A 21,659-nucleotide genomic window follows, 5' to 3' on the forward strand; every position below is an offset into this window, starting at 1 on the left:
GTCAGACTCCATTTCGACGTCGGCCATTTCTTACCGGACCATAATTGGGGACAGATCAAAGATGGACGCAGCAACCGGTCTTACGTACTGCTTGCGAGACATCAGCCCCCGGTGAGGCTGGGATCTTTCGGCTTACGCCCTGCACGCCCGACCGCCAATCGGCGCGGCGTATCGGCCTGCAGTTGCTGGACGAAGGCAGCCTCGCCCGCCGCCCATCCCTTGCGGGTGGTTTCCGTCAGCATGAGCTGTTCAGCGCGCGTCGGCCCCACATGCACCATTTCGGCGTACGCGGCCTCGCGCGCGAAGGGCGTGTTGCCCAGCGCCCAGTACAGCGCATGGGGCGTGAGGAACCGATCCGTGCGCAGCCCCACGTAATGGCCATGGCTGGACCACGCATAGTCGCGCGCCTGCTCCACCAGGCCCGCCCGCACCGGATGCAGGTCGATGTAGGCCATGCAGGGCAGAAAGTAGCGCTCGGCCTGCAGCACCGTGCCACGGTAGCGGCCTTCCCACAGCGTGCCGCGCCGTCCATGGCGGTCGTTGAAGTGGCGCACATAGCGCCGCCCCACGGCCTGCATCCACCGCGACAGCGCCTCGGCCGTCGGCGGCGTCGCCAGGACATGGAAGTGGTCCTCCAGGATCACGTAGGCATGCAGGGCCACGCCCGCGCGCTGGGCCTGCTCGCCCAGCGTGTCCAGCAGCATCTGCCGGTCGGTGGTGTCGACCACCACCGCCTGGTCGTTGTTGCCGCGCTGGATCAGGTGGTGCGGATGGCCGGCCAGCGCCAGCCGGGGCTGCCTGGCCATGTTCAGGCCTCGTGCACGGCCTCGGTCGCCGACGCCGCGGGCGGCAGTGCCGGAAAGCGGCGCCCGGCCAGCTCGTCCAGCCCGAACTCGGCCAGCAGCGCCCGCAGCCGCTGGGCGGCGCTGGCCTTGCGATGGCCGGTGCGGCGGGCCAGGATCAGCTCGTTCTTCATGCTGTGCTCCCAACCGACCAGCTCGGTCACCGTCACCTGGTAGCCGCAGGCCTCCAGGTACAGGCAACGCAGCACGTTGGTCAGCTGGCTGCCGATCTCGCGGGTGTGCAGCGGATGCCGCCACAGCTCGGCCAGCGGCGTGCGCGACAACGACAGCGCCTTGTTCTGCCGCAGGCTGGCGGCCACCTCCGCCTGGCAGCAGGGCACCAGCACCATGAATCGGGCCTGCTTGGCCAGGCCGAAGGCGATGGCGTCATCGGTGGCGGTGTCACAGGCATGCAGGGCCGTGACCATGTCGATCTGCGCAGGCAGCTCGGCGGCGGTTGCCGCCTCGGCCACCGACAGCGCAAGGAAGTGCATGCGCGCAAAGCCCAGCCGGTCGGCCAGCGCCCGCGAACGCTCGACCAGTTCACCGCGCGTCTCGATGCCGTAGATGTGGCCGCCGCCGCGCGCCTTGAAGAACAGGTCGTGCAGGATGAAGCCCAGGTAGGACTTGCCCGCGCCATGGTCCGCCACCGTGGCGCTAGCGCCCTCCTCCGGCAGTTCGAGCAGCAGCTTCTCGATGAACTGATAGAGGTGGTGGACCTGCTTGAGCTTGCGCCGCGAATCCTGGTTAAGCCGGCCCTCGCGGGTGAGGATGTGCAGTTCCTTGAGCAGCTCCACCGACTGGCCCGAACGCAGTTCCTCGGCCAGCGCCGCGTCGGCACCGGCGGCGGTCGCACGGGGCTTCTTGTCCGCCTGGCGCTTCATGGCCGACCTCCCGCCCCGGCGCCGACATCGAGGGCCATCCAGCCTCCTGCGCCCAAGGATTCGAGCGTGTCGATGTTGTGCTCGAAGATCTCGGCGGCATCCGGGAAGGCCTCGACGGCGCGGTCGATGCTGGCCTCACGCAGCAGGTGGAGCGTGGGATGCGGCGAACGGTTGCTGGCGTTGCCGATGTCGTCCTCGCCGGCACCGGCGAACTGGAAACGCGGATGGAAGCTGGCCAGCTGGAGCTCGCCCTCGTGCCCGGCGCGGCGCATCAGGCGCTCGCAGCGGCCGGTGAAATCGTGGAAGTCGTAGAAGTCTTGCAAGGCGTCGGGAACGATGAGCAGGGTGGTGTCGCGCACGTTGGCCGGTGTGCCCCGCAGCGCCTGGGCCTCGGCCAGCAGTCGCTCGGCCAGCTGGTCGAGGTCATCGCCAGGATGCACCGCGTAATGGACCTGACCCTTGGCCTGCACGGCCTTGGCAAAGGGACACAGCTGCAGGCCGATCACGGCCCGGTCCACCCAGCGGCGGGTGTCGGCGATGGCCTGGTCGGCATCAAAGGTCATGGGGGAGGCAATCCTTATGGCAGGGGCGCGCCGGGGCGAGTGGCGTCGGCGCGGGCCGCCATTGTCCCGTCAAGCGGCCGGCGCCGCCCGGCGGCCCAGCCAAAGGGCCAGGCGAATGCCGGCAAGCGAACACAGCAACGTGAACACCCAGGTCCACTGCCAGCCGCCCAGGCGCTGCGCGATCCAGCCCACCAGCGGCGGCGCGAGGAACTGGCCCAGCGAGGAGGCCTGCTGCATCAGCCCCACGGTGGTCGAGGCAGCCTGGGGCACGATCCGCCCGCTCAGCATGAACAGCGTCGCCGGCACCATGCCGCCGGCGAGCGAGAACGCGCACACGGCCAGATAGCGCACCGGCGCCGGCAGACTCCAGGCCTCCACGCCGCTGCCGATCTGCACGAAGGCCAACGCGGACATCATGGCCATGACGGAAAAACCGCCCACCAGGAGGTGCGCGGGCGCCCGCCCGCGCTGCAGCAACCGGCCGCCCATCACGTTGCCGACGATGTTCACCGCCGCGGCGACGGCGGTGAGCACCGCCGTCCAGCCTGGCGCCAGGCCTGCAGCGCCATAGATGGTCGGCAGGAAGCCGATCACCGCCATCCACTGCGCCGAGTACGCGCCGAAGGCGGCGGCCGCGCACCAGGCGCCGGGCGCTCGCAGCGTGAGGCCCAGCCGCTGCGACCAGGCCCCACCGGCGGCTTGCGCAGGCCGCGGCCCGTCGGCGGGCACGGCATACACGACGCCCGCCAGCGCCATCGCCGAGACCAGCGCCGCACCCTGCCACCAGCCGGTCCAACCTCCGACGTGCAGGAAGAGCGGCCCCATCAGCAGCGCGAGCGCCACGCCCAGTGGCATGTATGCGCCCCACCAGCCGAGCGATGCCTTCTCGGTGCCGGGCGTGGCAAGTCGGCGCACCAGGGCCGGGCCCGGCATCACTGCCATCAGAAAGCCGGCGCCTTCCACCACGCGCAATGCCAGGAGCCCCTTGAAGCCGATGCCGCCGCCCTCGCCCCAGGCACCGGCCCCCGCGGAAGCCAGCGTCAGCAATGCCAGTCCCACGAGCATGCAGCGGCGCGGGCCCAGCCCGTCTGCCAGCAGGCCCGCGAGCAGGCCGAGGCCCATGCCAGCCACCTGCAGCACAGACAGCAGAAAGCCAGCCTGCACCAGCGAAATGCCCAGCGCCGCCTGCAGCGCCGGCACCGCGGCCGGCAGCTTGCCCAGGTGGATGGAGGCCGCAACGCCGCCGGCCACCACGAAGAAGGCCGCATGGCGCGGCACGGGCTGGCCGGCGGCAGCGGGGGCGTTCATTCGTCCGTCCAGGGCCGGCCGGTCAGCCGCTCGTGCTCGCGCACGGCGAATCGGTCGGTCATGCCGGCGATGTAGTCGGCCACGGCGCGCGGCCGGTCCGGGCGGCGCGCGTGGCGCTCGGGCAGCGCCATGTCGCCCTGCACATAAGCGGCGAACAAGTCTCGCACCACCTGCTGCGCGCGGCCGGTGGTGCGCATGACCTGCGGATGACGGTAGAGGTTGGCAAACAGAAAGCGCTTGAGCGCTACCGACTGCGCACGCATGCCTTCGCTGAAGCGCACCAGCGGCGGGTGCGCACGCACTGCGTCTGCGTCCGCGGGACCGGCCGCCGACAAGGCGGCGCGGGTGGTGTCGATGAGGTCGTAGACCTGCTCGCTGAGCATGCGGCGGATGGCCTCGTAGAGCAGCCGGCGCTCGTCCAACTGGGGGTGCTCGTCCAGCGTGCGGCGGCGATGGCGGTCGAACAGCTCCACCTCCTGCAGGGCCGGCAGCAGCAGGAGGCCCGAGCGCACACCGTCGTCGATGTCGTGGGCGTTGTAGGCGATCTCGTCGGCCAGGTTGGTGAGCTGCGCCTCCAGGCTCGGCTGCGTGCCGTCGAGGAAACGCCGGCCGATGCCGCCCGGCTCCTGCGCCTCCAGCCGCTCGGCGTTGGCGCGCGAGCAGTGCTTGAGGATGCCCTCGCGCGTCTCGAAACAGAGGTTGAGGCCGTCGAAGCCGGGGTAGCGGTGCTCCAGCGCGTCGACCACGCGCAGGCTCTGCAGGTTGTGCTCGAAGCCGCCATGCGCCGCCATGCAGCGGTTGAGCTCGTCCTGCCCCGCATGGCCGAAGGGCGTGTGGCCCAGGTCGTGCGCCAGGGCGATGGCTTCGACCAGATCCTCGTTGAGGCCCAGCGACCGGGCCACCGAGCGACCCAGCTGCGCCACCTCCAGCGAATGGGTGAGCCGGGTGCGGAACAGGTCGCCCTCGTGGTTGAGGAAGACCTGCGTCTTGTAGACCAGCCGGCGGAAGGCCGTGGAATGGACGATCCGGTCGCGGTCGCGCTGGAAGTCGTCGCGCGTGGGCGCGGGCGGCTCGGCGAAGCGGCGGCCGCGGCTGCGGGCGGGGTCGCTGGCCCAGGCGGGCGCGCTCATTGCCCGGCCCTGGCAGCGCGCGCGCTCAGGCGGCCACGCATTCGGCCAGCACCTCGCGCACCAGGGCGTCGGGCGCCGGGCGCATCACGGCGCTGCCCGGGCGATCGATCACGACGAAGCGGATCTCGCCGGCCTCGGCCTTCTTGTCCACGCGCATCAGGTCGAGGTAGCGCTGCGCGCCCAGGGCGGGCGCCACGACCGGCAGGCCGGCGCGGCGCACCAGCGCAGTCAGCCGCTCGACGAAGGCGGCATCGACGCCGCCCAGCTTCTGCGACAGACGCGCGGCCATCACCATGCCGCAGCCCACCGCCTCGCCATGCAGCCACTCGCCATAGCCCAGGCCGGACTCGATGGCGTGGCCGAAGGTGTGACCGAAGTTGAGGATCGCGCGCAGGCCGGATTCGCGCTCGTCCTGGCCCACGACGGCGGCCTTGATCTCGCAGCTGCGGCGCACGGCATGCGCCAGGGCCGCGGACTCGTGCGCGACCAGGGCGTCGACATTCGCTTCGATCCAGTCGAAGAACGCCATGTCGTAGATCGGCCCGTACTTGATGATCTCGGCCAGGCCCGCCGCCACTTCGCGCGGCGGCAAGGTATGCAGCGTGGCCAGGTCGCACACCACCAGCTGCGGCTGGTAGAAGGCGCCGATCATGTTCTTGCCCAGCGGGTGGTTGATGGCCGTCTTGCCGCCCACCGACGAATCGACCTGCGCCAGCAGCGTGGTCGGCACCTGCACGAACGGCACCCCGCGCATGTAGCAGGCCGCCGCGAAGCCGGTCATGTCGCCCACCACGCCACCGCCCAGCGCGAACAGCACCGTACGGCGGTCGCAATGGGCCGCCAGCAACGCATCGAAGATGGTCTGCAGCGTTTCCCAGTTCTTGTGCGATTCGCCGTCGGGCAGCTCGACCATGCGCACAGTCGCGAAGCGGCCGGCCAGCGTGTCCCGCAGCTGCTGCGCATAGAGCGGCGCGACGGTCGTGTTGGTGACGATCACGGCAGCCGACGCCGCGGGGACTGCGGCGTAGGTGCTGGCTTGGGCCAGGAGGCCGGCGCCGATCAGGATGGGATAGCTGCGCTCGCCAAGGTCGATGCGGACTTGCTCGACGGCCGGCGCAAGGGAAGGGTTAGCGGCCATGCGCCGAGTTTAGAGGCCGGCCTCAGCCCCTCGGTCACTGGAGGCTGCTTGCAGCTGCCGCTGCACCTCCGTCACCACCGCGGCAACCGAAGCCCGCCCGGTCTCGACGACGGCATGGGCCACCTCGCGATAGAGACCGTTACGCGCGCTGTAGAGCTCACGCAGGCGGGCCAGCGGATCGGCCACCTGCAGCAGCGGACGCTTGGTGTCGTGGCGCAGGCGGCGATACAGGTCCTCGGGTGTCGCATGCAGGTAAACCACGCGGAAGGACCGCAGCAAGCACGCGCGGTTGGCCGACCGGATGACGATGCCACCCCCGGTGGCCAACACGCCGGCGCCCTGTTCGCCCAGTTCGGCCAGCACCTGCTCTTCGAGCTGACGGAAGGCGGCCTCGCCCTCCCGTTCGAAATACTCACGGATCGAGCAGCCGATGCGCTGCTCGATGACCACATCGCTGTCCGCGAAGTGGCGCTGCAGCCGGCGGCCGAGCTCCTTGCCCACCGCCGACTTGCCGGCGCCGGGCATGCCGACCAAGGCGATGGATTGAGAGGAGGACACAGGGCCGATGAAACGCAGGGACCTGTCGGTCCCTGCTGGATGCAAAACGCGCGGCAGTGTATCAGCGGGTCCGGGCGCTTCCGCCCGGCCGAACCGCTGCCCGCATCAACGCGCGGCGTTGCGGTCGGTGATCATCTTCGGCGTGATGAACACCAGCATCTCGGTCTTGTTCGACACGCGATCGCGCTTGCGGAACAAGGCGCCCACCACCGGCACTTCACCCAGCACGGGGATGCGCGATTCGTCGTTGCTTTCGGTCAGCTCGAAGATGCCGCCGATCACCACCGTGCCGCCGTTCTCGACCAGCACTTCGGTCTGCACATGCTTGGTGTTGATGGCGGGGCCGGCCGAGGTATTGACGCCGCGGGAGTCCTTGTTCACGTCCAGCGTCAGGATGATGTTGCCCTCGGGCGTGATCTGCGGCGTCACTTCCAGCTTCAGCACCGCCTTGCGGAAGGAGATGGACGTCGCCCCGCTGGAGGTGGCCTGCTGGTAGGGAATCTCTTCACCCTGTTCGATCAGCGCCTTGGTCTGGTCGGCGGTGATGACGCGGGGGCTGGAGATGACGCGGCCCTTGCCATCGGCTTCCAGCGCCGAGATCTCCAGGTTGAGCATGCGCGAGAAGCTCGAGTTGAACAGCGCCAGCGTGAACGCGCCCGCCGCATTGCCGGTGCCGCCGGCGTCACCCGCTGGCAGGTTGATGAAGTTGTTCAGCGTGGCGGTACCGAAGCTCACCGACGGGCTGGTCGAGGTCGACGTGGTCGTCGTCACACCGCCCGTGGTGGTGCTGGTGGAGGTGGTCCCTCCGCCGGTCACGGTCGGGAAGGTGCCCAGAGCGCTGCGGTTGTTGATGAAGCTGCCGCCCAGGCGCGCGCCCAGCGACTTGCCGAAGGTATCGGTGGCCTCGACGATGCGCGCCTCGATCATCACCTGACGCACGGGCACGTCGAGCTTCTGGATCAGCTCGGCCACCTGGGCCAGCTTGGAGGGCACGTCCGACACAAACAACTGGTTGGTGCGCGACTCGGCGATCACGCTGCCGCGTGCACTCAGGATGCGCGTGGCCGTGCCCGCGCCCCCGCCACCGGCCGCAGTGCCGGTGCCGGTCAGCCCCTGGGCTATGACGACGGCCTTGGTGTAGTTGAGCTGGAACGACTGGGTGCGCAGCGGCTCCAGGTTCTCGATGGCCGCCTTGGCCTCGTATTCCATCTTCTCCTTGGCGTTGATCTCGTCCTTCGGCGCGATCCACAGCACGGAGCCGTTCTTGCGCATGCCGAGGTTCTTGGCCTGCATGATGATGTCCAGGGCCTGGTCCCAGGGCACATCCTTCAGCCGCAGCGTCAGCGAGCCGGTCACCGAGTCGGAAGTGACGATGTTGAAGTTGGTGAAGTCCGCAATCACCTGCAGCAGCGAGCGGATCTCGATGTTCTGGAAGTTCAGCGACAGCTTCTCTCCGGTGTAGCCGGCGCCCTGGGTGAGCTTGGTCGGGTCGACCTTGCGGGCGCGCACCTCGACCACGAACTGGTTGTCGCTCTGGTAGGCGCTGTGTTCGTAGTCGCCGCGCGCGTCGATGGTCAGCCGCACGCGGTCGCCGGCCTGCTGGGCGTTGATGAACTGCACCGGCGTGTTGAAGTCGGTCACATCCAGGCGGCGGCGCAGCCCCTCGGGCAGGGTGGACTTGGTGAACTCGGCCACCAGCGTGCGGCCCTGCTGGCGCACGTCGACACCGACCTGGTTGTTCGGCAGCTCGACAACCACGCGGCCCGTGTTGTCCGGGCCCAGGCGGAAGTCGATGTCGCGCAGCGGCAGGCTGTCGCGGTTGAAGTTCTCGGCAAAGGCCTGCTGCGCCGGCGCCGCCAGCGCCTGGCCGGGGGCCGGGCTGAGCACGACCAGCAGCGAATTGCCCTGGATGTCGGTGCGATAGGCCGCGGCCTGCTTCAGGTTCAACACCAGCCGCGTGCGATCGGCTGCCTGCACCACGTTGACCGAGCGCAGGTTGCCCTGGTTCATCTCCAGGGAGGAGCGCCCCGACGCATTGCTGGTGCCCGGAAAGTCCAGCGCGATCCGCGCGGGGTTCTGGACCGTGAAGCCGGTGGGGGGCGCCGCAAGCGGCCGGGCAAAGTCGATGCGCACGACTTCCGAGCCCGACTGCACCGAACCCGTCACGGCCTGGATGGCGTTCTGCGCATGCGCCGCGGCCATGCTTGCGAGGCAGAGCATCGCCATGCCCGCGCGCCGCAGCCAACCCAGGGCGGGAGTGCTGACCAATGACTTCATTTCGACCTCTCTTGCAGCTGCAGCGTCGCCGTGCGCTCGATCCATTCACCCGCGGCGTCCTGCACGATCTCGCGCAAGGCCAGCTCCGTCTCGTCGATGCGCGTCACGCGCCCGAAGTTCTGTCCAAGGTGGTTGCCCACCCGTACCTGATAAAGCAGCTTGTCCACCATCACCAGCGCCACCCGCTGTCCACCGCGCCGGAGGCTGCCCACCATCGCCATCGAATCGAGCGGGAAGGCTTCCAGCGGCTCCTTCAGCCGGTTGAGTTCGGGCGCGATCAGGTCGGAACGGACCGCCGGGCTCGTCGAGTCGCGCCGCAGCGCCTGCAGCAGCCGCTGGTTGTCGAAGGGCTCGACCGCGGCGGCCTCGGTATAGGCCTGGGGCACGAACTTCTTCGGCTCGGAGATCTGCTCGATGCGCGGCCGGACGTTGGCGCGCTCCTGACGCATCCACTCCGTCAGGTCATCCTGGTCGGAGCCCAGGCAGCCGGTGAGCAGCACGGCCGAGGCGCAGGCCAGCAGCAGCGGGAGGCCGGACTTCTTCATCATTTCTTGGCCTGGGCGGCGGCCGTCGCCTTGCGCTGCGCGGCCTGCTCCTCGGCGTCCAGGTAGCGGTAGGTGCGGGCAGTGGCGTCCATCGTCAGGCCGCCACCGTCCTTCTGCGGCACGATGGACAGGTTGTTGAGCGTGACGATGCGCGACAGATTGGCGATGTCGGCGGCGAAAGAGCCCATGTCGTGGTAGCGGCCGGTGACGCGCAGGGCGATGGGCAGTTCGGCGTAGTAGTCGCGCACCTCGACCTGACCAGGCCGGAAAAGCTCGAACTGCAGGCTGCGTCCCAGGCCGGCCTGGTTGATGTCCGACAGCAGCGCATCCATCTCGGCCTTGCTGGGCAGCTGCTTCTCGAGGACGAGCACGTACTGCTGCACCTCTTCGCGCTGCTTCTTGAGCAGGTCGAGGTTGACGGCGCGCGCCACCTTGGTCTTGTAGTCGTTGCGCAGGGCCTGCTCGCGGTCGCGCTCGGCCTGGTATTCGTCGTCGACGCCGCCCAGCCAGAAGAACCACAGGGCCACCACCACGACGGCCGCGAGCAGCACGAACAGGGTGTAGCGCGGCACGGGCGGCCAGCGCGACGGGTCGTTCGGGTCGAGGCTGCGGAACTGCTGGGCAGCCGACCGCAGCGAGGTGCCGACCTGGACGCGGGGCAGGGATACGCGCGATGCCATGTCCGTGATCCCTTAGCCCTTGTTCGGTGTGGCAGGCGCGGGCGATGTCGGCTTCTGGGCCTCCATCGGCCGCCGCACGCCCACGCGCATCGTGAAGTTGGCAACCCGGCGTTGATCCCGGGGACTGAGCGTGGCGATGCCTGCGGTGATCTCCACCAGTTCGGGCTTGACCAGCCAGGGGCTGCTGTTGCCCAGGTTGCGCAGCAGTTCCGACACCCGCTCGTTGGACTGCGCCGCGCCCTGCAGCGTGACCGTCTGGTTTTCCTGCCGCATGCTGGTCAGGTAGACGCCGTCGGGCAGCTGGCGCACCAGTTCATTGAGCAGATGAACCGGCAGATTGCGGTCGGCCTGCAGGTCTTCCACCGACTTCTGACGCGCCCGCAGTCCGGCGATCTCGCCCTGCAGGGTGGCGATTTCCTTGATCTGGGCATCCAGCTTCTGGTTCTCGGCCGTGAGCATGGCGTTGCGCGACTGCTGCTCGAGGATCAGCGCCTGCAGGTACAGATAGGCGACACCCGCGATCAGGAGACCGGCCAGCGCAGCCGCACCCAGCGACGCGTAGAAGTTGTCCTTGCGACGCTTGCGGGCCGCCTCGCGGTGCGGCAGCAGGTTGATCAGGATCACTGCAGGAACCTCCGCATCGCCAGCCCGCAGGCCGTGAGATAGGAGGCGGATTCGCGCTGCAGCCGCTTGGCACGCACACCCGAATCGAACTCCATGCCCTCGAAGGGATTGAGCAGCGAGCACGCGAAGGAGGTCTGGCGCGTCACCGCGTGGGTCAGGCCGGGCAGCCCGGCGGATCCACCAGCCAGCAGCACGTAGTCCACGCGGTTGTGCGGGGTGCTGGTGAAGAAGAACTGCAGCGCCCGCGCGATTTCCTGCGCGATGCTGGCGACGAAGGGCTTGAGCACGGCGGACTCGTAGTCCTCGGGCAGGTCGCCGTTGCGCTTCTTGGCTTCCGCCTCTTCGGCCGAAAAGCCGTACTGGCGCACGATCAGCTGGGTCAACTGGGCTCCGCCGAAGGCCTGGTCGCGGTCGTAGAGCACCTCGTCGTTGCGCAGCACCTGCATGCTGGTGGTGCTGGCGCCCACCTCGAAGAGCGCGACCACGGCGTCGCGACCCTGCGCAGGCAACTGCTCGATGAGGCGCGCGGCGGCCAGGCGGGATGCGAAGGACTCCACGTCCAGGATCACCGCCTTGAGTCCGGCGGCCTCGGCCAGGCCCTGGCGGTCCTGCACCTTTTCCTTGCGGGAGGCCGCGATCAGCACCTCGACGTCCTCGGGGCTGCCCGGGCTCGGACCCATCACGCAGAAGTCGAGGCTGACCTCGTCTAACGAGAAGGGGATGTACTGGTTGGCCTCGGATTCGACCTGCACTTCGAGTTCGGTCTCGCTCAGGCCCGCCGGCAGGATCACCTTCTTGGTGATGACCGCCGAGGGCGGAAGGGCCAGGGCCACGTTCTTGGTCTTGGCGCCGCTCTTTCGCACGACGCGACGGACGGCCTCGGCGACTTCATCGAACTTCTCGACATTGCCGTCGGTGATCCAGCCACGCTCGAGCGGCTCGATCGCACAGCGCAGGAGCACCAGCTTGCCCGCGGGGTTGCGCTCGAGTTCCACCAGCTTCACGCTGGACGAGGAGACGTCCAGGCCCAGCAGGGGCGGCGGCTGTCGGCGAAAAAGTGATCCCAGGGCCATCGGAAGACGCTCAGCCGTTCACGTGCTTGTAACACTTGGCAAGAAATGCATGTGAATAGATGCTATCAGTCGAGGACCACGGACACCAAGCACTGCCGTTGGCTTTTTTTAACGAATTCGCGTTAGTTGTTAAAACAATACGGAAGAAAGCCAACGCATCCTCAACCCAGCGTAACGTTCAGTGTAACCAGGGGTAGGCCATGTGCGGTTTTTATAATCCGCCGCCCTCTTTGGCCTCACCCCATGCCCCCTTCCTCCCGCGCACCGGCGCCTGCACCCCGAGACGACAAGGCCGCGAAGCGCCCCTCCGCGACACCGGCCTGGCTCCGTTGGCCGCTGCGCATCCTGCTGTGGCTGCTCGGCCTGGCCGGCGCTGCGGTGGCCTGCGCGCTGATGGTGGGAGCCGTCGCCCTGGCCGTGGCCTACCCCAATCTGCCAGACGTGTCCGATCTGGCCGACTACCGCCCCAAGCTGCCGCTGCGCGTCTTCTCCGCCGAAGGCATCCAGATCGGCGAATTCGGAGAGGAGCGCCGCAACCTCACCCCCATCGCTACCGTGCCCAAGGTGATGAAGGAGGCCGTGCTGGCCGCCGAGGACGCGCGCTTCTACGACCATGGCGGCGTGGACTACAAGGGGGTGGTGCGCGCGGGTCTCGCCAACCTGAACCGCGTGAAGAGCCAGGGCGCCTCCACCATCTCGATGCAGGTCGCGCGCAATGTCTACCTCAGCTCCGAGAAGACGCTCACCCGCAAGATTTATGAAATCCTGCTCGCCTTCAAGCTGGAGCACCAGCTCAGCAAGGACCAGATCCTCGAGATCTACCTGAACCAGATCTACCTGGGCAACCGCTCCTACGGCTTTGCGGCCGCGTCCGAGTCGTACTTCGGCAAGCCACTGCAGGACATCACGATCGCGGAAGCCGCCATGCTGGCGGGTCTGCCCAAGGCGCCCGGCGCCAACAACCCCGTCAACAACCCGTCGCGCGCGCGGGCGCGCCAGCTGTACGTGGTCGACCGCATGGTCGATGCCGGATTCATCACCGAGGCCCAGGCCAAGGAGGCCCGCGCCGAACGCCTTCACCTGCGCAATGCCAACGACCCCGATCGACTGCATGCGGAGTACGTGGCCGAGACCGTGCGACAGCTCATGTTTGCCCAGTACGGCGAAAGCACGTACACGCGCGGCTTGAAGGTCTACACCTCGCTGGTGGCCTCGCAGCAGTCCGCAGCCTACGGTGCCCTGCGGCGCGGCATCATGGACTACGAGCGCCGGCAGATCTACCGCGGTCCCGAGAAGTTCGTCGACCTGCCGAACGACCCCAAGGAACTGGACGAGGTCGTGGACGACGTGCTGGCGGAACACCCCGACAACGGCGACGTCATGTCCGCCGTGGTGCTCAAGGCCAGCCCCAAGGAGGTCACCGCCATCCGCGCCAGCGGCGAGGAACTGCAGATCAACGGCGAAGGCCTGCGCCCGGCCCAGTCGGGCCTGTCGGACAAGGCGGCCCCCAACGTGCGCATCCGCCGCGGCGCCGTCATCCGCGTGGCCAAGACCGCCAAGGGCAGCTGGGAGATCACGCAGCTGCCCGAGGTGGAAGGCGCCTTCGTCGCCATGGACCCGCGCGACGGTGCCATCAAGGCCATGGTCGGCGGCTTCGATTTCGGCAAGAACAAGTTCAACCACGTGACGCAGGCATGGCGCCAGCCGGGCTCCAGCTTCAAGCCCTTCATCTACTCGGCCGCGCTGGAGAAGGGCTTCATGCCCAGCACCGTCGTCAACGACGGGCCTTTGTTCTTCGATGCCGGCACCACCGGCGGCCAGCCCTGGGAGCCGAAGAACTACGACGGCAACTTCGAGGGCCCCATGCCGCTGCGCCGGGCGCTGATGAAGTCCAAGAACATGGTGTCCATCCGCGTGCTGCAGTCCGTCGGCACCCGTTATGCGCAGGACTGGATCACCAACTTCGGCTTCGAGCGCGAGAAGCATCCGGCCTACCTGCCGATGGCCCTGGGCGCCGGCTCGGTCACGCCGATGCAGATGGCGGCGGCCTACTCGGTGTTCGCCAACGGCGGCTACCGCGTGAATCCGTATCTGATCACCCGCATCACCGACCACAAGGACCGGGTGCTGGTCGATGTGCAGCCACCGTTGCGGGGCGAGACCTCGCGCGCCATTCCGCAGCGCAACGCCTACATCATGGACAGCCTGCTGCAGTCCGTGGCCAGCGGCGGGACGGCTGCCAAGGCGCAGGCCACGCTCAAGCGCGTCGACCTGTACGGCAAGACGGGCACCACCAACGATTCGCTGGACGCCTGGTTCGCCGGCTTCCAGCCCACGCTGACCGCGGTGGTGTGGATGGGCTACGACACGCCGCGCAAGCTGGGTGATCGCGAAACCGGCGGCGGCCTGAGCCTGCCGATCTGGATCAGCTTCATGCAGACAGCCCTCAAGGGCGTGCCGGTGAGCGAGATCCAGGCGCCTCCGGGGGTGGTCAACATCGGTGGCGAGGTCTACTACGACGAGTTCACGCCGGGCCGCGGCGTCACGTCACTGGGCGTGGAGCCGGTGGTCGTGCCCGGCATGGAGAGCGGGGCCGGAGGTGCTCCATCGGCGCCAGTGGGCGAGGAGCGCAACCGCATCCTCGATCTGTTCCGCAACTGAAGTCACGGGGATGGCCGGCCGAAGGCCGGCGTTTGCACTTAGTCTGCGACGAAGTGCAGCGCCTGCCCGGCTTGCAGGCTGCATTCCTGCGACAGGCGGCCGAAAAGCTCTTCGCCGGTCCTGGTGTCCACCCACCGCTGACCGTCGTGCCGGAAGTGGTAGCCGCCGGTGCGGGCCGCCAGCCAGATCTCATGCAGCGGCGGCTGCAGGTTCACCACCACCTGGCTTCGGTTGGCAAAGGTCAGCGTGATCATGCCGCCCACACGCTGGTTGTCGATGTCCGCGTCGGTGTCTTCGTTGATCTTGTCGCAGCATCGTTCGATGGCTGCCAGAGCGGATTCCGCGAGATCGAGGTACTGGGCGTCGGTCATGACTGGATAAAATTTCGCGATGTTGAATGCTCGGCAAATTCTAGTGAGCGCCCCCTTGCTCACTCTCGCCAAGGCCTTTGCGCTCGCGACCCTCGCTGCCCTGTCGGCCTGTGGCCAGAAGGGGGCGCTCTATCTGCCGACCGAACCCGCTGCCGCCCAGCGCGCCACCCTGCCGCAGGTGCTGACCGGCTCCGGCAACAAGCCCGCGCCGGCACCGGCCGGTGCTGCCAGCGCGCCGGCATCCCCCTCGGTTCCCGCTTCCCGTCCATGACCGCTTCCTTCGCTTCCGCCGGCGCCTCGCTGCCGGGCCAACCCCATATTGCCCGCCAAGGCGGCACGCTGCGTGTCGAGCAGGCCGACCTGCAGGCGCTCGCGCGCGAACACGGCACGCCGCTGTTCGTCTACTCCAAGCAGTGGATGCTCGACGCGCTGGCGGCCTACCGCCGCGGCTTCGAAGGCCGGGACGCGCTGGTGTGCTACGCGATGAAGGCCAACTCCTCGCTGGGCGTGCTGCGCGTCTTCGCCGAAGCCGGCTGCGGCTTCGACATCGTGTCGGGCGGCGAACTGGCCCGCGTGATGGCGGCCGGCGCCGATGTGGGCAAGGTCATCTTCTCGGGCGTGGGCAAGACCCGCGCCGAGATGCGCCAGGCGCTGGACGCCGGCATCGCCTGCTTCAACGTCGAGAGCGAAGCCGAGCTCGATGTCCTGAGCGAAGTGGCCGTGGCCGCCGGAAAGCGCGCGCCGGTCAGCCTGCGCATCAATCCCAATGTCGACGCGAAGACGCACCCCTACATCTCCACCGGCCTCAAGGGCAACAAGTTCGGCATTGCGCACGATCGGGTGGTCGAGGTCTACCGGCATGCAGCCTCCCTGCCGGGACTGAGCGTGGTGGGCATCGACTGCCACATCGGCTCGCAGATCACCGAGGCGTCACCGTACCTGGATGCGCTGGAGCGCGTGCTCGATCTGGTTCAGACCATCGAGGCCCAAGGCATCCGCCTGCACCACCTGGACTTCGGCGGCGGCCTGGGCATCGACTACAACGGCGACACGCCGCCCGCGGCCGATGCGCTGTGGCAGCAGCTGCTGGCCCGGCTGGACGCCCGTGGGTTCGGCGATCGCAAACTCGTGATCGAGCCTGGCCGCTCGCTGGTGGGCAACGCCGGCATCTGCCTGACCGAAGTGGTCTACACCAAGCCCGGCGAAGAGAAGAACTTCTGCATCGTCGACGCGGCCATGAACGACCTGCCCCGCCCGGCCATGTACGAGGCCTTCCACCGCATCGAACCCGTGGTCCTCCGGCCCGACGCGCAGCCGGTGCGCTACGACGTCGTCGGCCCGGTGTGCGAAAGCGGCGACTGGCTTGGCCGCGACCGGGACCTGGCGGTCCAGGCCGGCGACCTGCTCGCCGTGCTCTCGGCTGGCGCGTACTGCATGAGCATGGCCAGCAACTACAACACGCGCGGACGCGCGGCCGAGGTGCTGGTGAGCGGCGCCGAGGCCCGGCTGATCCGTCGTCGCGAGACAGCGGAAGATCAGCTTCGCACCGAACAGTCGTTCTGAGCAAACAGGGCGGCCGAGGCCGCCCTGTTTGCAGGGTGCTACTGCAGGGCCGCTCGCCGGCGCGCGGCGAGCGCGTGCCAGACCCGCCAGCCCAGCAGCAGCGCGATGATCACGGCATAGATGCCGACTTCGCCAAAGTTGTTCTTGCCGGCCCGCATCCAGAAAAAGTGCAGCAGGCCCAGGCCAGCGCACAGATAGACCAGCCGGTGCAGCCGCTGCCAGCGTTTGCCGCCCAGCGCCCGGATCGCTCGGTTGAAGGACGTCGCGGCCAGCAGCGTCAGCAGCACGAAGGCCGCGAACCCCACGAGGATGAAAGGTCGCTTGGGAATGTCCGCCACGATGGATGGTAGATCGAAGCCCATGTCGAACCACGAATAGCACAGCAGGTGCACCACGACGTAGAAGTACGCGAAGAGCCCGAGCATGCGGCGCCAGCGCGCCAGTGCGGTCAGCTTCGCCATGACACGCAGCGGTGTCACGGCCAGCACGATGCAGAGGAAGCGAAGAGCCCAGTCGCCGGTGGCGCGCAGCAGATATTCCGCGGGATTCGCGCCGAGCCGATCAGCCACGGCGCCATAGAGCAGCCAGGCGAAGGGCAGCAGGCAGAGCATGAACACGGCCGGCTTGGCCGCCGCATGCATCAGCACCCGGTTCAGTCCACTGGCACCCGCGGGGCGGGCGCCGCCGCGGGGCTGCGCAGCGGTCGCCATCAGTAGAACTTCTTCAGGTCCATGCCCGCGTACAGCTGGCCGACCTGTGCCTCGTAGCCGTTGAACAGCAGCGTCTTGCGCCGCTTGGCGAACAGACCGCCAGGCTCGCCGATGCGACGCTCGGTGGCCTGGCTCCAGCGCGGATGGTCCACGTCGGGGTTCACGTTCGAATAGAAGCCGTACTCGTTGGCCGCCGCCTTGTTCCAGGCCGTGCCCGGCTCCTTCTCGACGAAACGGATCTTCACGATGGACTTAGCCGACTTGAAACCGTACTTCCACGGCACCACGATGCGCACCGGCGCGCCGTTCTGGTTGGGCAGCACTTCGCCGTACATGCCGAAGGTCAGCAGCGTGAGCGGGTGCATAGCTTCGTCCATGCGCAAACCCTCCGCATAGGGCCAGTCCAGCACGCGGGAGCCGACGAAAGGCATCGTCTTCGGGTCGGCCAGCGTCACGAACTCGACGTACTTGGCATTGCCTTGCGGCTCTACACGCTTGATCAGTTCGGCCAGCGAATAGCCCACCCACGGGATCACCATCGACCAGCCTTCGACGCAGCGCAGGCGGTACACGCGGTCTTCCTGGGCGGACAGTTTGATCAGGTCGTCGATGCCGTACTTGCCCGGCTTCTTGACCAGGCCCTCGACCTCGACCGTCCAGGGCCGTGTCTTGAGGGTGTGGGCGTTCTTGGCCGGGTCGGCCTTGTCGGTGCCGAACTCGTAGAAATTGTTGTAGCTGGTCGCGTCCTTGTAGTCGGTGACTTTTTCCATCACCTGCGCGCCCGGGACGTTGGACTTGGCGCCTGGCAGCGGCGCCAGTTTGCCGCCGGAATTCTGGGACTGGGCCATCGCTTCGCGGCCGGCCCAGCCGGCCAGGGCCGCGCCGGCAGCGCCGGTCGCCATCAGGCGCAGCATTTGGCGGCGCTGCTCATAGACCTGGCGCGGCGTGATTTCACTGGAGATGGGATGAACGAAGCCGTCATCGCGGGAACGGATCAGCATGAGGGGGCCCTTTCGCAGGCGGTGGACACAGGTGGACCCTGGAGAGTTCGGTGCCCACGTCCATTTGGTTACGCAGGCGGGCCCCACCTGGATTTCAGTCTGCCCCAAAAGCCCTCTCCCCGCCGCGCGTGGGGCTGGGCCGGCCTGTCAACTGGCGGCTTTCGCCTACAGCGTGCCGTAGCTGTGCAGGCCCGACAGGAACATGTTGACGCCCAGGAAGGCGAAGGTGGTCACTGCCAGGCCCACCAGCGCCCACCACGAGGCGACCGTGCCACGCAGGCCCTTGACCAGCCGCATGTGCAGCCAAGCCGCATAGTTGAGCCACACGATCAGCGCCCAGGTCTCCTTCGGGTCCCAGCTCCAGTAGCCGCCCCAGGCGTCGGCGGCCCACAGCGCGCCCAGCACTGTGGCGATGGTGAAGAAGGCAAAGCCGACGGCGATGGCCTTGTACATCACGTCGTCCAGCACTTCGAAAGCCGGCAGGCGGGCGGCGATGCGGCGGCGGCCCAGCAGGATGCCGGCGGCGATCAGCGCCGAGATGAGCGCATAGCCCACCCAGTAGCTGCCGCCCGCCTCGGCCACGCCACGCTGGCGGAAGGCGATGGGCACGAAGCACAGCGCCGCGCCCAGCAGCCAGATGGGCGTCAGGCGCCACCAGCGGGTTTCGGCGGCCTGCTGCTTGATGAGGTAGGCGAAGGCCACCATGGCCGCCAGCGAGAAGGTGCCATAGCCGATGAAGTTGGCGGGCACATGCAGCTTCATCCACCAGCTCTGCAGCGCCGGCACCAGCGGCTGGATCTCGTGCGCGCCGCGCACCAGCGTGTACCAGAGCAGGAAGCCCACCGCCGCGCTCACCACAAGCATCACGAAGGCGCCGAGGGCGCGGGTGCGGTAGCGCTCTTCGTAGTAGAGGTAGAACGCGGTCGTCATCCAGCAGAAGAGCACGAACACCTCGTAGAGGTTGCTCACCGGGATGTGTCCGATGTCAGGGCCGATCTGGTGGCTCTCATACCAGCGCACCATGGTGCCGATCAGCGCCATCGTCACCGCCGCCCAGGCCAGGCGGGAGCCGATGCGCTCCATGGCGGCGGATTGGTTGGTGGCGAAAAAGCCCAGCCAGTAGAAGACCGTGCTCATGAAGAAGAGCACGCTCATCCACAGGATGGCCGACTGGCTGGAGATGAAGTACTTCAGCCAGAACACGGTGTCGGCCCGCGCCAGGTCGCCCTGGTAGCTCACGATGGCCAGCACCGAGGCCGCGGCCACCACGACGCCCAGGCGCTGCAGCGGCCGCCAGAACCAGCCCAGCCACACCAGCGCTGGCAGTGTGCCGACCAGGATCGCCTTCTCGTAGACGTCCATGGCGCCGTGGTATCGCGCCAGCGCGAACAGTCCGCCCGCCAGCACGAAGGCGGCGAAGAGCCAGTCGGTCAGACTGCGGCGGGAGAACCAGCCTTCATTGAGACTCAGCGTGGTGGTGCTGGTGACGGTGTTCATCGGGATGGAGTCTCCGCAGAAGGGGGCGCGTCTGTCGGGGGCAAGCCCAGAAGCCGTTCGCGCAGGCGGTGGAATTCCTTGTCGGTGTCCAGGCCCCCGCGTCGGTTGACCGACAGGGCCATCGACGCCTCGGCGCCCGCGCCACCGGCACGGGGGGCGAGCCACACCCACAGCCGCCGCTCGCGCACGTAGAGCATGGCAAAAATGCCCACGATCAGCAACAGGCATCCCAGGTAGACCACGCTCTTGCCCGGCGCGCGGGCCACCTGGAAGACGCTGGCCTGCACCTGCGTGAAGTCGGTCAGCATCAGCGCCACAGGCGCCGGGTAGAAGGCGGCATCGCTCAGCGAGAGCACGGCCTGCGTGAGCCAGGCCTGCGATTTGTCGTCGCGCTGCAGGGCCGCCTGCCCCGCCTGCGTGCGGCTCAGGTTGAGCAGCTCGAACAGCACGTCGTTGACCACACGCACCAGGATCTGGCCGGCGCGCTCGCGCTCGGCCTCGGGCACCTGCTGGTCGATGAATTCGGCAATCGCCTGCCAGCCGGAGGCATTGCCGCCGTCCGCGCGCGCAGTGCCACCCTGCAGCTGCTCGGCACCGGCGAACAGGCCGATCGCCCGCAGCGCCGAGGCACGCAGTTGCTGCGCCTGCTCCGGACGGTCAGGGCCGATGGCCTGGGCGACATAGCGGTCCACGGCCTCGGCGCGCACGGCCGGATCGGCCAGCGCCTCGCGCAGGCGGGTGAAGCCCGCCAGACCCATCTCGTCGTCGGCGGGTACGCGCAGGTAGCGGAAGGGCTGATCGGGCTGCTCGCGCACGCCCAGCAGGAACACCGGCGGCGCGCCCTCCTCCATCACGGTGGGCACCATGTAGTTCTGGTACTCGCGCGCCTGACCGGCGGCGTCTCGCAGCTTGTAGCCGATGCTCGGGCCAATGTTGCGCAGCTCCTTGGGCTTGTCCACCTTGTGGGCCGCGCCCAGGCGCGATTCGAGGCTGCCGACCAGGTCCACCTTGCGCACGTCGGCGCCGCTGCCGCCATTGGCGCCGGCGAAGTTCTCGACGTTGATCACGCGCAGCGCCGTGTATTCGAGCGTGAGCTTGTCCTTGCCGTTGGTCAACTCGGTGCTGGTGCCGATGGTGCCCTCGACCTCGAAGGGCTTGGCCGCCGCGCCCATGGGCACGGCGCGCAGCTTCACGCGCGAGCCGCCATCGTCGAAGCTGGACTGATAGATCTCGATGCCCTTCCAGCTGGCCGGGTGGTTGACCTCGATGCGTGCGTTCTTCGTCTCCCCGGTCGCGCGGTCGTGCAGCACCACCTCGCTCGCGAAGAGCTTGGGCATGCCGGTCGCGTAGTAGTCGACGATGAACTTCTTGAGCTCGATGGCGAAGGGCAGCTCCTGCAGCAGCACACCGTCGGCCTGGTTGAGGATGGCCACCGAGGACTGCGCGCCCTCGGGCACGAGGATGTTGCCGCGGAAGGTCGGATTGGTCGGCGCCAAGCGGTGCTGGGCGGGCACGTCGGCGATCATGCCGCCGCCGGTGTAGACCGACTTGCCGCCCAGCCAGGTCTGCGCGCGCACGATCAGATCGCCGTCGAGCAGGCCACCCAGACAGATCAGCACGATGGCGCCATGGGCCGCGATGTAGCCCAGCTTGCTGGCGCCGCCCGCGCGGGCCGCCACCATCCAGCCCGCGGGTGCGCCGGCCGTCTCGCGCTTTTGCAGCTTGACCTTCCAGCCGCCGCCCACCAGTTGCTGGCCGATGCGGTTGGCCGCCACATCGGCCGACTCGGCCAGCACGGTCTCGGCGCGCAGGCCGAAGGCCTTCAGGCCCTGCACGCGCAGGTCTTCCTTGTAGGTGCGCAGGTCGGCCATGATGCGCGGCGTATTGCGCGCGATGCACAGCGAGGTGCTGATCACCAGGAAGGCCAGGATCAGCAGGAACCACCAGGCGCTGTAGATGGTGTCCAGCCGCGCGCTGCGGAACACCTGCGCCCAGAAGGGCCCGAACTGGTTGATGTAGTTGTTGATCGGCTCCTGCTGCTTGAGCACGGTGCCGATGACGGACGCAATGCAGATGACCGTCAGCAGCGCGATGGCGAAGCGCATCGATGACAGCAACTCCACGGCGGCGCGCAGGGCCTGCGAGCCGGTTCGAAGGCGAAGGCCGTGGGTGGAGACGCTCATGACGAAAGCAGCAATAGGCAGGAAAAAGGGCGGGCGATCCCAGGGATCGGC

Annotated in this window: 20 protein-coding genes; 3 read left to right on the plus strand and 17 right to left on the minus strand. The window is 68.2% G+C overall.

Annotation, left to right across the window (positions count from 1 at the left end; translation table 11 throughout):
• Positions 1 to 101: 101 nt before the first annotated feature.
• The 12 genes from BXA03_RS16030 to BXA03_RS16085 all read right to left on the minus strand — a co-directional run bounded on the left by BXA03_RS16030 (position 102) and on the right by BXA03_RS16085 (position 11,622).
• Positions 102 to 806 carry a transposase gene (locus tag BXA03_RS16030; RefSeq protein WP_076509615.1) on the minus strand — a complete coding sequence of 235 codons (705 nt, stop codon included), beginning with the start codon at positions 804 to 806 and terminating at the stop codon, positions 102 to 104.
• 2 nt (positions 807 to 808) lie between these two features.
• Positions 809 to 1,726 (minus strand): class I SAM-dependent methyltransferase, encoded by a 918-nt coding sequence (locus BXA03_RS16035; RefSeq protein WP_076509617.1) that lies wholly within the window; start codon positions 1,724 to 1,726, stop codon positions 809 to 811.
• Positions 1,723 to 2,289, minus strand: coding sequence for a DUF1415 domain-containing protein (locus BXA03_RS16040; RefSeq protein ID WP_200803387.1), 567 nt, complete (start codon positions 2,287 to 2,289; stop codon positions 1,723 to 1,725). Before BXA03_RS16040 ends, BXA03_RS16035 begins: the two co-directional genes overlap by 4 nt.
• A gap of 69 nt (positions 2,290 to 2,358) precedes the next feature.
• Positions 2,359 to 3,597, minus strand: a complete 1,239-nt coding sequence (locus tag BXA03_RS16045; protein ID WP_076509620.1) for an MFS transporter — start codon at positions 3,595 to 3,597, stop codon at positions 2,359 to 2,361.
• A complete protein-coding gene (locus BXA03_RS16050; protein ID WP_076509622.1) occupies positions 3,594 to 4,727 on the minus strand; it encodes a deoxyguanosinetriphosphate triphosphohydrolase in 1,134 nt (377 codons plus the stop codon). Before BXA03_RS16050 ends, BXA03_RS16045 begins: the two co-directional genes overlap by 4 nt.
• A gap of 25 nt (positions 4,728 to 4,752) precedes the next feature.
• The gene (gene aroB, locus BXA03_RS16055; RefSeq protein WP_076509624.1) at positions 4,753 to 5,865 is read right to left on the minus strand and encodes a 3-dehydroquinate synthase; all 1,113 of its coding nucleotides are present in this window, start codon (positions 5,863 to 5,865) and stop codon (positions 4,753 to 4,755) included.
• 9 nt (positions 5,866 to 5,874) lie between these two features.
• Positions 5,875 to 6,399, minus strand: a complete 525-nt coding sequence (locus tag BXA03_RS16060) for a shikimate kinase (protein WP_255377180.1) — start codon at positions 6,397 to 6,399, stop codon at positions 5,875 to 5,877.
• 129 nt (positions 6,400 to 6,528) lie between these two features.
• The gene (gene pilQ / locus BXA03_RS16065; RefSeq protein WP_076509628.1) at positions 6,529 to 8,700 is read right to left on the minus strand and encodes a type IV pilus secretin family protein; all 2,172 of its coding nucleotides are present in this window, start codon (positions 8,698 to 8,700) and stop codon (positions 6,529 to 6,531) included.
• Positions 8,697 to 9,245 (minus strand): pilus assembly protein PilP, encoded by a 549-nt coding sequence (locus tag BXA03_RS16070; protein WP_076509630.1) that lies wholly within the window; start codon positions 9,243 to 9,245, stop codon positions 8,697 to 8,699. The genes pilQ and BXA03_RS16070 overlap by 4 nt, the downstream gene beginning before the upstream one ends.
• A complete protein-coding gene (locus BXA03_RS16075; RefSeq protein ID WP_076509632.1) occupies positions 9,245 to 9,925 on the minus strand; it encodes a type IV pilus inner membrane component PilO in 681 nt (226 codons plus the stop codon). Before BXA03_RS16075 ends, BXA03_RS16070 begins: the two co-directional genes overlap by 1 nt.
• Positions 9,926 to 9,937: 12 nt before the next feature.
• On the minus strand, positions 9,938 to 10,549 hold the full coding sequence (locus BXA03_RS16080) for a PilN domain-containing protein (RefSeq protein WP_076509634.1): 612 nt from the start codon (positions 10,547 to 10,549) through the stop codon (positions 9,938 to 9,940).
• Positions 10,546 to 11,622: a pilus assembly protein PilM gene (locus BXA03_RS16085; RefSeq protein WP_076509636.1), complete on the minus strand. Its 1,077-nt coding sequence runs from the start codon at positions 11,620 to 11,622 to the stop codon at positions 10,546 to 10,548. The genes BXA03_RS16080 and BXA03_RS16085 overlap by 4 nt, the downstream gene beginning before the upstream one ends.
• Before the next feature lie 243 nt (positions 11,623 to 11,865).
• On the opposite strand from BXA03_RS16085, the gene BXA03_RS16090 reads away from it, so the two are divergent.
• The gene (locus BXA03_RS16090; RefSeq protein ID WP_076509637.1) at positions 11,866 to 14,283 is read left to right on the plus strand and encodes a penicillin-binding protein 1A; all 2,418 of its coding nucleotides are present in this window, start codon (positions 11,866 to 11,868) and stop codon (positions 14,281 to 14,283) included.
• A 38-nt stretch (positions 14,284 to 14,321) separates the two neighbouring features.
• Here BXA03_RS16090 and cyaY read toward each other — a convergent pair whose 3' ends face one another.
• Positions 14,322 to 14,654 (minus strand): iron donor protein CyaY, encoded by a 333-nt coding sequence (cyaY, locus tag BXA03_RS16095; RefSeq protein ID WP_076509639.1) that lies wholly within the window; start codon positions 14,652 to 14,654, stop codon positions 14,322 to 14,324.
• 55 nt (positions 14,655 to 14,709) lie between these two features.
• On the opposite strand from cyaY, the gene BXA03_RS16100 reads away from it, so the two are divergent.
• Entirely contained in the window at positions 14,710 to 14,925 is a 216-nt protein-coding gene (locus tag BXA03_RS16100; RefSeq protein ID WP_369822430.1) for an LPS translocon maturation chaperone LptM, read from the plus strand.
• Positions 14,922 to 16,217: a diaminopimelate decarboxylase gene (gene lysA / locus BXA03_RS16105; protein ID WP_076509643.1), complete on the plus strand. Its 1,296-nt coding sequence runs from the start codon at positions 14,922 to 14,924 to the stop codon at positions 16,215 to 16,217. The genes BXA03_RS16100 and lysA overlap by 4 nt, the downstream gene beginning before the upstream one ends.
• A 38-nt stretch (positions 16,218 to 16,255) precedes the next feature.
• Here the strand turns inward: lysA and BXA03_RS16110 are convergent, their stop codons facing one another.
• The 4 genes from BXA03_RS16110 to BXA03_RS16125 form a co-directional block, all read right to left on the minus strand.
• A complete protein-coding gene (locus BXA03_RS16110) occupies positions 16,256 to 16,927 on the minus strand; it encodes a protein-methionine-sulfoxide reductase heme-binding subunit MsrQ (protein ID WP_369822431.1) in 672 nt (223 codons plus the stop codon).
• On the minus strand, positions 16,927 to 17,928 hold the full coding sequence (msrP, locus tag BXA03_RS16115) for a protein-methionine-sulfoxide reductase catalytic subunit MsrP (protein WP_076509645.1): 1,002 nt from the start codon (positions 17,926 to 17,928) through the stop codon (positions 16,927 to 16,929). Before msrP ends, BXA03_RS16110 begins: the two co-directional genes overlap by 1 nt.
• 165 nt (positions 17,929 to 18,093) lie before the next feature.
• Complete coding sequence (gene ccsB, locus BXA03_RS16120) at positions 18,094 to 19,425, minus strand: c-type cytochrome biogenesis protein CcsB (protein WP_076509647.1); 1,332 nt, start codon at positions 19,423 to 19,425, stop codon at positions 18,094 to 18,096.
• A complete protein-coding gene (locus tag BXA03_RS16125; RefSeq protein ID WP_076509649.1) occupies positions 19,422 to 21,608 on the minus strand; it encodes a cytochrome c biogenesis protein ResB in 2,187 nt (728 codons plus the stop codon). The genes ccsB and BXA03_RS16125 overlap by 4 nt, the downstream gene beginning before the upstream one ends.
• Positions 21,609 to 21,659: the final 51 nt, after the last annotated feature.

This window comes from Pseudacidovorax sp. RU35E (assembly GCF_900156165.1).
GTDB lineage: Bacteria > Pseudomonadota > Gammaproteobacteria > Burkholderiales > Burkholderiaceae_C > Xenophilus.